Here is a 10,721-nt window from a genome sequence, read left to right as displayed (position 1 = left end):
GGGATCTTCCCTCGGGCATCGGGTCCAGCCATTCGACGTCGCGGTCGTCCCCGCACGCGCGGGGATCTTTCACCATGGCCGAGCCGAGCCGAGCCGAGCCGATCCGGCGCCGGTCGCCGGTCGTCCCCGCACGCGCGAGGATCTTCCCGACGACCAGAACGCCCAGCTCGACCCCAAGGGGTCGTCCCCGCACGCGCGGGGATCTTCCCACGTCCCAACCCTGGGCACCCCATTCGTTTAGGTCGTCCCCGCACACGCGGGGATCTTCCCCGCTGACCAGTGTCGATCCGCACCCACCGACGGTCGTCCCCGCACGCGCGAGGATGTTCCCGTCGTGTCGCCGGTGACGGTGATCGTCTTGGTGTCGTCCCCGCACACGCGGAGATCTTCCTCAGTCGTCCTGGACTCCGTCGCGACGAAGTCTGTCGTCCCCGCGCACGCGGGGATCTTCCAGGCTGGATCCGGGTGACGAGCGGCGCGCCGTGGTCGTCCCCGCACGCGCGAGGATCTTCCCGCGAGGGCGGTCTCGTTGTCGGTCGTGGTCTCGTCGTCCCCGCACGCGCGGGGATCTTCTCCAGAGTCTTACCCCTCGCCCCGGCGTGGACCTATCAGGACGCCCACTGCCAGGGTTGTGCGCCGTTGATGGTTTGATGTGTGCGACAACGTCGATACGGGGGACGTGATGCTCGAGTCAGCCTTGGGCGTGGTGTGGGGAAAGTCGGACGCGCAGGGGTCGCCGCACCTTCTGCTGGGGCATCTGTTCGACACTGCTGCGGTCGGTGAGCTCATCTGGGACCGGTTCCTTGCTCCGGCTGTCAAGGAGCATCTTGACGGTGCCAGCGACGGGCGGGGCCGCTCGTTGTTCGCTTTGCTGTGCGGGCTGCATGACGTGGGGAAGGCATCGCCGGCGTTTCAGTCGAAAGACGAGCGGCTCGCCGCGCAGGTTCAGCAGGCGGGTCTCACCTGGGGGCCGTTGAGCCGGAWTGACTCGGCGCGTTGGCATCACACCAAGGCGGGCGCTTCGATCGTCTGGAGCCGGTTCGGGACCGCCGGGTGGTCTTCCTCGGCGAAGAAGTGGGTATGGCCGCTCATCGCGGGGCATCACGGCGTCATCCCCACTGCGGGTGCCGCGTTGCAGGTACAGCGTCGTTTGCACGGCGAGGGGGATGTTTGGCGGCAGGTTCAGGACGGCTTCGTCGACCAGGTCGCGACCGGCCTTGGTCTTGAGGTCGGCGCATTCGCAGAGTTGGGGACGCCGCGCCGAGGCGGCCAGCTCGCCGTGTCAGGTCTGATCATCATGGCGGACTGGATCGCCAGCGACGAGAAGAATTTCCGCGGCCTGTCGGATCTCGCGGACATCTCCCTCGACAGTGCCCGGGAGCGGGCCGCTTGCGCGTGGGGGAAGCTCGGGTTGCGCGGCGGCTGGCGTTCGGCGTCGTTGGTACCGTGCGCGACCGCCGAGCTGGTCGAGCGCCGGTTCAGGGTTCCAGCGACCCGGCCGGCGCAGGCCACGGCTGTCCAGCTCGCGCAGGAGATGCCCGGCCCGGGGTTGCTGATCCTGGAAGCGCCGATGGGCGAGGGGAAGACGGAGGCGGCGTTGGCCGCGGCCGAGGTTCTTGCGCGGCGGTTCGGCGCGGACGGGCTGTTTGTTGGCATGCCGACGCAGGCGACCTCCGATCCGATGTTCAGCCGGGTTCGGGAGTGGCTGGCCTCGGTCGATCCCGAGGTGCCGATCGGGCTGTTGCATGGCCGGGCGCGGTTCAACAAGGAGTGGGCGGCGCTGCGCGACCATGTCAGCTTCGCGGGCGTCGCCGACGAGCAGGACAGCTACGGGATGGACGACTCGTACGGCTCTACTGGAGGCAGCGTTTCTGTGGCTCCGGACAGGACCGCGCATGACGGGGTGGCAGCGGCGGACTGGTTCTTCGGCGGGAAAAGAGGGTTGCTTGCGCCGGTGACCGTCGGCACGGTCGATCAGCTGCTGCATGCCGCTACCAGGACCAAGCACGTGATGCTGCGGCATGCGGGCCTGGCTGGCAGGGTCGTCGTGCTTGACGAGGTGCACGCCTACGACGTCTACATGGCGCAGTTCCTGTTCGAGGCGCTGCGCTGGCTCGCCGACGCCGGCGTTCCGGTCGTCCTGTTGTCCGCGACGCTGCCGCCCGCCCTTCGCCGGGCGCTGGTAGTCGCGTACATGCAGGGCGCACTGCGGCAACCCGAGATTGATCTCAGCGACCTGCCCGAGCCGTCTGGCTATCCGAGTACGACGACGGTCTGCGCCATCGACGGGGAGCTGAACGTTGCGGTCAGGTCCGACCCGCCGTGGCGGGCGTCGGAAACAGTAACGGTCGACGTGCTCGACGAGACCGAGGACTTCGCACCCCGAACCGTGGCCGAGGCCGTTCTCGCGGAAATCGGTCGAGACGACGTGGCCGGTGAGCCGCTCGGCTGCGTCCTTGTCGTCTGCAACACCGTCGCCCGTGCGCAGGACATCTACGAGGAGCTTCGGCCTGCGCTGGGCGACAATCTGGTGCTGCTGCATTCCAGGTTCGTCGCCACGGAACGCGCCCGGCGCACAGAGACGATTGTCGACCAGCTCGGGCGGCCTGGCCGCCAGGGAGCTGCCGCCAGGCCGCGCCGGCTCGTCGTCGTCGCGACCCAGGTCGCCGAGCAGTCGTTCGATGTCGATGTCGACCTTCTCGTCACCGACCTGGCCCCGATCGACCTGCTGCTCCAGCGCATCGGCCGACTCCACCGGCACGAACGGCCAGCGAGCGACCGGCCCACCCGGCTGCGACGCCCCCGGGTCCTCGTCAGCGGCCTGCGACTCGACCCGAACGACCGACCGCCGACCTTTCCCAGAGGGAGCCAGCACGTCTACGGCAACCATCTCCTGCTCCGCTCCGCCGCGCTGGTTCGCCAGGCCGCGAGCGCGAGCGGCYGGTCGGTACCCGCCGACGTTCCGCGCCTCGTCGCCACCGGTTACAGCGACGACGCCATCTGCCCGCCCGAATGGGCCGATGCGATCTCCGCCGCCGAGGCCGAGCGGAACGACAAGGAGAGCACGCGTAGGGAGAACGCCAGCGCGTTTCTGCTCGCCGGCAAGCATGATCTCGGCCGGCCTACGCTTGATGGCCTGCACGAACGGTCGACCGCCCCACTCACGACTGACGAAAGAGTCGCCGCCGTCGTCCGCGACGGCGACGAGTCCGTCGAGGTCGTGCTCGTCTGCCCCGCCCAAGGCGGCGGCTACCGCACTCTCGGCGGCACCTGGCTCGGCCAGCACGGCGAGGTCCCGACCCATGACGACGCCGTCCTGGAGGAGGTCGTCGGCGCGACGATCCGCCTCCCGTCCACACGACCGAAGCTCACCGCTGCCGCGCTGGCGCTGAGGCCACTGGACGCGTGGGGCACCCGCCGCGACCGCGACAACCACCACGACCCCTGGCTCCGGCACAGCCGAGCCCTGGCCGTCGACCCCGATCCGGCATCTGGCGAGTTCACCGCGGTTCTCGGCGGCCACCACCTCAGCTACCGCCAGGACCTCGGCCTCCGAGTGACGGGCCGATGACCGCCTGGCTGCGCTGCCTCGACGCTGATTTGGGCTGAGGTGGCGTTGGCTGGTTCCTTGAACCCCGCTGTGGCGGGGACGGCTTACGCCCGTGTCGGTGCTCGAAGAGCGCCTACGGATGACCCCGGCGATGGGCTGGGACCATGCCACGGTATCTCAGATCGACTGATCGTCGAGAGAGTCGCCTCTGTAAGAGAGCCTAATTGGCCGTTCATGTAGAGTGACGCCGACTTGTCACGCTACGTAGCCGGGGGCATAGTGCGTCCAGATCTCAGTGCATCGCAGCTCTCAGGCGATGAGCACGCGCGACGGACACGGATCCCGGACGCGAACCCTCCGAGGCGAACGCACAGGCGCTCCTCGAGTGTGCTCGGGGCGCCGGCGTTGACCGCCGTGGTCGCGACACAGTCGTCGCCAACGGTGATCGCCATCGTCGCCAGCGCCTTCGTAATCGTCCGCTTTATCGAGGCGGTGGCGCCGCAGGACTCCAAAGATCGCCGGATCTTATGGCTGCGATGGCTCGACCATCGCCGCGAACGACGTGGCCAGGCACACGATGGGAGCGAGCCGTGAGCCAACGAACGAGATGGACGTCGCTTAGAAGCAACGACGGTCCTTGCTGAAGAGCAGAACTGTCGGTGGTGGCGAGTAGACATCAGGTGGTGCTCGACGACGAGGTCGGGCCGGCGAAAGACGGGGGTGCGATGGTCACGTTCAGTCTCATTGATGAGCATTGGATACCGCTGGTTCGGGAAGGACGCCGGGTAGAGGTCGGCATCCGCTCGGCGCTGGTGGAAGCACACAAGTTCGATGGGCTCGCCCTCGACGATCCACTCGAGGCAGTCGCGGTCTTCCGGCAGATTCTTCTGCCGATCGTTCTGGATGCGTTCGGTGCGCCGGTGGACAACGAGCAGTGGTCCGCACGGTGGCACGTCGGAGAGTTCAACAGCGGACCGATCATCAAATATCTGGAGGACCGCAGGGCCAGGTTTGACCTGTTCGACGACACGCAGCCGTTCGCACAGGTAGCAGGACTGCGGACGGCGAAGGACGAGACGAAGCCAGTGTCTCTGCTGATACCGCGGCTGGCCACCGGCAACAATGTCCCGCTGTTCAGCGCGCGCACTGAGGACAACCCGCCGGCGCTGTCGGCAGGGGCCGCAGCGCGTGCACTGCTGGCCGCGCATTGTTGGGACACGGCAGCGATCAAGTCCGGCGCGGCCAACGACCCGCGAGCATCGGCAGGGAAAACGACCGGCAACCCGACAGGTCCGGTCGGGCAGCTCGGGGTGGTGGTCCCGCTGGGAGCGAAACTCTTCCATACCMTGATGCTCAACGCGCAGATCCGGCCGCGTGGGTCTGATGACCGACCACAGTGGGACGCGGAGAGTCCCGCTGATGACACATGGTTCGAACGTTCCGCGAAGGGCGTTCTGGATCTGCTGACCTGGCAGTCCCGGCGGATCCGCCTCATCCCCGAGCAGGTGAGCGAGGGGGGCGAGCTCGTCGTGCGCCAGGTCGTTCTCACCGCGGGTGATCGTCTGCGCGGCGCGGTCCACGATTTGGAACCACACACGGCCTGGAAGCAGGTGGAGAAGCCGAAAGCCGATGAGCCGCCCTTGCGGCCCGTGCGACACCAGCCGGGGCGTGCGGCCTGGCGTGGGTTGGAAGCGTTGCTCGCGACCAATGTGCAGACAAAGGAAGGCATCTCGGCACCGGCGTTGCTGACGCAGTTGGCGGGACTGCAGGTGTACGACCTCGTCCCAGAGAACCTGCCCTTGCGGGTACTGACCGTCGGGGTGCGGTACGGCAACCAGTCCGCCGTCGTCGAGGACGTCATGGTCGACGAGATCCCGTTGCCTGTGGTCGCGCTGGTCGGAGTCTCGGAGGTCCGGGAGACCGTCCTGACCATCGCAGACCAGGCCGAGCAACTAAGGATCGCGGCGAACCAGCTCGGCAACGATCTGCGAGCTGCCGCCGGCGGCGCCAAGGTGCCCTGGGACAAGAGCCAACGGCTCGGCGACGTGCTGGTCCACGCTCTCACCMCGGCAGTGCGCCGACTGCTTACCGGGCTCGCGCGCAACCCTGACAAGACACGCGACGCGTTGAAAGCCTGGACGATCACGGCCCGCCGACTCGCCTGGGAAGTCGCCGAACCGGCGCTCTCAGACGCCCCTCCTGGCGCTTTCCTGGGCCGCGATCCCGACAAGCAGTATGGTCCGCGGCTCGCGACCGCGGAGATGTCGTTCACCCGGTCCCTCACCAACATTCTTGGCCTGCCCCAAGCGCCCGCCGGCCCGGCCCAGGCATCCGCCAGCCCAGCTCCGGCACCCGCCGCCGCGCCAGCACTCTGACCCCGATCCCGGAGACCACCATGACCACTGAGTCCGTCGCCCCGGCCCCGACGTCAGCGCAGGCGGAACCACCCCAGCCTGACTTCTTCTGGGAACGTCCGAACCGCGCCAACCCACGGAGTGGCGCCGATCTGGCGGCGCTGCGCCGCGGGGTGGGCCGGGAAGCGGGCAGTGTCCCGGAAATGTGGGGCTTCTACCGCATGCTCACCGCAACGGGCCGGGCCTCCGAAAAACTCCAGGCAGAGCACACCGCGCTGACCCTGTACGCCGTTCACCAGCAGTCGATCTCAGATTCGATGCACCGACCTGGCGTCGGCCTGGGCAGGGCGCTGTTGAGGCTGCGCCAAAGCGGCACGTTCAGCGTGGACGCGGTCGATCGGCGGTTCAACGCGGCGGCGACCGCCACCTCCCTGGACGAGGCCTCATACCACCTCCGTGGCCTGGTCCGCCAGCTGCGGGGAATACCGCAAGGCCTTGACTACACCCGCCTGTTCCAGGACCTGGTCGCCTGGCAGGTCCCCGAGCAGATCAGCACCGTCCGCCGCCGCTGGGGCAGGGACTACTTCACCGGACGCGACCAGACAGAGAAGGCCATCTAACCACACAACCGCCGGACTCTCTCGGCGTTTCACCCGTCGTCGGCGCGACGCCCACGCCGTCTTGAACAACCACCCCACCCTGTTCTCGCGTACCTTTTTCCTGTTTCGGGACAAGAAAGAGAGCCACTCCTATGCGCTGCTACATCGACGTTCACATCCTGCAGACCGTCCCGCCCTCAAACCTGAACCGTGACGACGCCGGAACGCCGAAGCAGGCGGTCTACGGCGGGACGAAGCGTGCCCGCGTCTCCTCCCAGGCGTGGAAGCGCGCGACGCGGACCGCGTTCGCCGATCAGGTCGATGAGGCCCAGCTCGCGACCCGCACCAAGAAAATCTCCGAACTTTACGCGAAGCGGATCGCTGCCCGCTGCGGCCTCGACCAGGACGCGAGCACCCGGCTTGCAACCAGCGTCCTGACCGGGGCCCTCGGCATCAAACCGGGCAAGAAGGCAACCGAGACCGCCTACCTGCTGTTCTTCGGCCGCCCGCAGCTCGAACGGCTCGTCGACCTGGTCGAGAACGACGCCGAGCGCCTCGCAGCATTCGACGACACCAGCCTCGCCGCCGAGGTCAAGGGCCTACCGGTCAGGAAGATCCTCGGCAGTGGTCACCCGATCGACGTGGCGCTGTTCGGCCGGATGGTCGCGGAAATCCCCGCGCTGAACGTCGACGCCGCCACCCAGGTCGCGCACGCCCTGTCGACGCACGCCGCGGATGTCGAGTTCGACTACTACACGGCCGTGGACGACGAGAACCCGAAGGAGGAGACCGGCGCCGGGATGATCGGTACAGTCGAGTTCCAGTCCGCGACGCTCTACCGGTTCGCGACCGTCGGCCTGCACCAACTTGCCGACAACCTCGCGGGCGACGTGGAAGCGACCGTCGAGGCGCTGCAGGTCTTCCTCAGCGCGTTCGCGACGTCGATGCCGACCGGGCATCAGAACTCGTTCGCGCACCGCACGCCCCCCAACCTGCTCGCGGTCGCGGTCCGCGCAGACCAGCCAGTCAACCTCGTCTCCGCTTTCGAGAAGCCCGTCCGCGGCCAGGGCGTCCTCGACGAGTCCGCCCGGCGCCTCGCGAAGGAGATGACCGACGTCGGCCAGCTGTGGGGCCTCACCCCGACCCTCACCGCCGCCACCTACCGCGCCCCGGACGACCAGCAGGACGCGAAAACACTGACCACCGCCTTCGGCCCGGCGGTCCCGTTCACCACGCTGGTCTCGACGATCGTCACGGCCGCCCGCGAACAGCTGAAGAACGCCGCCCAGTGAACGCCTCATCGTCGACGGCCTCGGTGGACGCCCCCCGCTCCTGCCTGGTGCTGCGCCTCGCCGGCCCGATGCAGTCCTGGGCCGGGCCCAGCATGTACAACCGCCGCGACACCGGCACCGAACCAACCAAGAGTGGCCTGATAGGCCTGCTCGCCGCTGCCCAGGGCCGGCGGCGCACCGACTCGATCGAGGACCTTCTCGGCCTCGTCCTCGGAGTACGCACCGATCAGCCTGGCACGCTGCTGCGCGACTACCACACCGTCAGCGACTATCGCGGCCGCCCGCTGCCGTCGGCGGCGGTGACCGGCAAGCACGTCCAGAAGCCCACATCCCCCGCGAAATACACGGGGGTCACCGAACGGTTCTACCTGCAGGACGCCGTTTTCGTCGCTGCCGTCGGCGCGCCCGATCCATTGTTGGCCGCCCTTGCCGACGCGCTGCGCAACCCTGCCTTCCCGCTCGCCCTCGGCCGCCGTGCCTGCCCACCCACCCAGCCGCTTCTCCTGCCTCCCAACCGCCGCGAGAAGCCTGACGCGGTGACATGGCCCGGCGCGGTTGACGAGGTCCTGCGCGAGGTGCCCTGGCAGGCCACCCCCAGCCACAAGGAGAAGTCCGACCGTCGCCCTGCCCGGCCGAATGGCATCGCCCTGCCCGTCACTCTCGATGACCCCAGGGGTGACGACGTCCGGATGGACCTTCCCAGCACCTTCGACCCGCTGTCCCGGTCGTTCACCAGCCGCCGCGTCCGCCAGGACTGGGTCCACCTCTCGTCCTCGCCGCCCTACGGGCCGGCCGGTGACGGTGGCGGCGCGGGCAGCCACGACCCCTTCGCTCTTCTCGGATGGTGACCGATGCCCTACCTGTCCCGAGTCTGGCTCCACCCGCTGCGCCAGGGCGCCCAGAAACTGATCCGCAGTCCCGAGGCGATGCACGCGGCCGTCCTCGGCTCCATCGCCCGCCACCCCGTCACCGAACGCGTCCTCTGGCGGCTCGACACCCCGATCGACCGCGCCGATCCACGTAACCACCGAGCCGAGCTGCTCGTGCTCACCGACTCCCGCCCGTCCTGGGATCACGTCATCGAACAGGCCGGCTGGACCAACGCCGAGGACCCCCAGGCTCTCGTTCGTGATTATCAGCCGCTACTCGACCGCATCCAGGCCGGCCGCGAGTTCGGCTTCCGCCTACGCGCCAATCCGGTCTCCGCGACCCGCAACCCCGCGAGTCCAACGGCCAGGCAGAAGGAACGCCTGGCCGCCCCCCGGCCCCGTGGCGTACGCGTCGCGCACCGCACCGCGGCCCACCAGCTCGACTGGCTCACCAGCCGCCTCGACCGCTGGGGCTTCACCCTGCTCACGACCCCGGACGGCGGGGACGGCACGATCCCTATGGTCCAGCTGTCCGCACGCGACCGGCTCATCTTCTTCAAGAACGGCCATGACGCGGACGCCCAGACCCGCCGGGTCGTCCTGAACACCGCGACGTTCGACGGCGCCGTTCGCATCACCGACTCCGAGCTGGCCCGCCGGACACTGCTCGCCGGCGTCGGTGCCGGCAAAGCCTACGGCTGCGGCCTGCTCACCCTCGCGCCGCTCGCCGGAGGCGGCTGACATGTGGTGGCTGTCCGACCCGCAGGATCTGCACCGCATCGAGGACCGGATCTCGAGCCTCTACGTCGAGAAATGCCACGTCGACCGGGCCGACAACGCCGTCGTTCTCGTGAACAAGGAACGCACGGTCCGCGTCCCGGCGGCGTTCGTCGCCACCCTCTTGCTCGGCCCCGGCACCCGCATCACCAGCGGCGCCGTGCGCCTCCTCGCCGACTCCGGGACCGCCGTGTGCTGGGTCGGGGAGCGAGGGGTACGGATGTATGCCGCAGGCCTCGGCCCCAGCCGCGGCGCCGGCCTGCTCATGCGCCAGGCCTACCTCGTCACCCGCACCAAAGAACGCCTCGCCGTCGCACGGCACATGTACGGGATGCGCTTCCCCGACGACGACGTCAGCGACGCCACCATGCAGCAACTACGCGGCAGAGAAGGCGCCCGCGTCAAAAAGATCTACCGCGAGCATGCGAAACGCACGGGCGTCGACTGGACCCGCCGCGACTACAAACCCGGCGAGCCGTTCGCCGCCGGCGACGACATCAACCGGCTGCTCTCARCCGGGCACAGCTGCCTCTACGGCATCTGCCACGCCGCGATCGTCGGCATCGGCGCCAGCCCAGCCCTCGGCTTCGTCCACACCGGCGGCGCCACCTCCTTCGTCCTCGACATCGCCGACCTCTACAAAGCCGAATACACCATCCCGCTCGCGTTCGACCTCGCCGCCCGAGGCCAGACCGACGAACGCGCCATCCGCACCGCCTTCCGCGACCGAGTCGCCGACGGTCACCTGATGGCCCGCATCATCCGCGACATCAAGACCCTGCTCCTCGGCGACGAAGCCGACTTTCCAGACCAGGACTCGCTCCACCTCTGGGACGAGTTCGACGGCGCCGTAGCCGGCGGCGTCAACTGGGCAGCCGACCTCGCGGACCTCCCCGCCGAGAACACCATCGTCGGCGTCACCGGACCCGACCTCGACGAACAGCCACCACCCTGGTGACCGTCGTCGTCCTCATCGCCACTGCCCAAGGACTCCGCGGCCACCTCACCCGCTGGATGATCGAAGTCGCCGCCRGCGTCTTCGTCGGCAACCCCAGCGCTCGCGTCCGCGACCGCCTCTGGGCCCTCCTCGCCGACCGAGTAGGAGACGGCCAAGCCATCATGATCGAACCAGCGAACAACGAACAGAAATGGGCAGTCCGCACCGCCGGCCGCGACCGCGGCGAACCCATCGACTACGACGGACTAATACTGTTCGCCCGCCCCCGCCACTAAAACCCCAGCTCAGCAAGCGTCGTCCCCGCACGCGCGGGGATCTTCCG

10 protein-coding genes are annotated in these 10,721 nt (G+C 68.7%); 9 read left to right on the top strand and 1 reads right to left on the bottom strand.

Annotated features, from left to right (window positions below):
* Positions 1-193: hypothetical protein (locus tag BCD49_RS44610; RefSeq protein WP_206744936.1), on the bottom strand; the 193-nt coding region annotated here is incomplete at its 3' end.
* A gap of 489 nt (positions 194-682) precedes the next feature.
* Here BCD49_RS44610 and BCD49_RS27110 point away from each other — a divergent pair.
* The 9 genes from BCD49_RS27110 (at position 683) to cas2e (ending at position 10,674) form a co-directional block, all read left to right on the top strand.
* On the top strand, positions 683-3,571 hold the full coding sequence (locus tag BCD49_RS27110; protein WP_071042050.1) for a CRISPR-associated helicase/endonuclease Cas3: 2,889 nt from the start codon (positions 683-685) through the stop codon (positions 3,569-3,571).
* A 384-nt stretch (positions 3,572-3,955) separates the two neighbouring features.
* Positions 3,956-4,144 carry a hypothetical protein gene (locus tag BCD49_RS27105; protein ID WP_131803575.1) on the top strand — a complete coding sequence of 63 codons (189 nt, stop codon included), beginning with the start codon at positions 3,956-3,958 and terminating at the stop codon, positions 4,142-4,144.
* 86 nt (positions 4,145-4,230) lie between these two features.
* Positions 4,231-5,925, top strand: coding sequence for a type I-E CRISPR-associated protein Cse1/CasA (gene casA / locus BCD49_RS27100; RefSeq protein ID WP_071042049.1), 1,695 nt, complete (start codon positions 4,231-4,233; stop codon positions 5,923-5,925).
* A 20-nt stretch (positions 5,926-5,945) separates the two neighbouring features.
* Positions 5,946-6,524: a type I-E CRISPR-associated protein Cse2/CasB gene (gene casB, locus BCD49_RS27095; protein ID WP_007512289.1), complete on the top strand. Its 579-nt coding sequence runs from the start codon at positions 5,946-5,948 to the stop codon at positions 6,522-6,524.
* A gap of 131 nt (positions 6,525-6,655) precedes the next feature.
* Positions 6,656-7,795, top strand: coding sequence for a type I-E CRISPR-associated protein Cas7/Cse4/CasC (cas7e, locus tag BCD49_RS27090; protein WP_007512287.1), 1,140 nt, complete (start codon positions 6,656-6,658; stop codon positions 7,793-7,795).
* Complete coding sequence (gene cas5e / locus BCD49_RS27085; RefSeq protein ID WP_007512286.1) at positions 7,792-8,643, top strand: type I-E CRISPR-associated protein Cas5/CasD; 852 nt, start codon at positions 7,792-7,794, stop codon at positions 8,641-8,643. The genes cas7e and cas5e overlap by 4 nt, the downstream gene beginning before the upstream one ends.
* Positions 8,644-8,646: 3 nt before the next feature.
* Positions 8,647-9,405 (top strand): type I-E CRISPR-associated protein Cas6/Cse3/CasE, encoded by a 759-nt coding sequence (cas6e, locus tag BCD49_RS27080; RefSeq protein WP_007512284.1) that lies wholly within the window; start codon positions 8,647-8,649, stop codon positions 9,403-9,405.
* Between the two features lies 1 nt (position 9,406).
* Positions 9,407-10,399, top strand: a complete 993-nt coding sequence (gene cas1e / locus BCD49_RS27075; RefSeq protein ID WP_071042048.1) for a type I-E CRISPR-associated endonuclease Cas1e — start codon at positions 9,407-9,409, stop codon at positions 10,397-10,399.
* A complete protein-coding gene (cas2e, locus tag BCD49_RS27070; protein ID WP_071042047.1) occupies positions 10,396-10,674 on the top strand; it encodes a type I-E CRISPR-associated endoribonuclease Cas2e in 279 nt (92 codons plus the stop codon). Before cas1e ends, cas2e begins: the two co-directional genes overlap by 4 nt.
* The last annotated feature ends 47 nt before the right edge of the window (positions 10,675-10,721 follow it).

The organism is Pseudofrankia sp. EUN1h (assembly GCF_001854645.1).
GTDB classification, from domain to species: Bacteria; Actinomycetota; Actinomycetes; order Frankiales; family Frankiaceae; genus Pseudofrankia; species Pseudofrankia saprophytica.
The sequence above is the reverse complement of the archived record's forward strand: the minus strand, read 5'-3'. Positions and strand labels throughout refer to the sequence as shown.

Coding starts and splice junctions, on each gene's coding strand:
- cas6e (WP_007512284.1), top strand. CDS start 8,647: ATGCCCTACCTGTCCCGAGTCTGGCTCCACCCGCTGCGCCAGGGCGCC.
- casB (WP_007512289.1), top strand. CDS start 5,946: ATGACCACTGAGTCCGTCGCCCCGGCCCCGACGTCAGCGCAGGCGGAA.
- cas7e (WP_007512287.1), top strand. CDS start 6,656: ATGCGCTGCTACATCGACGTTCACATCCTGCAGACCGTCCCGCCCTCA.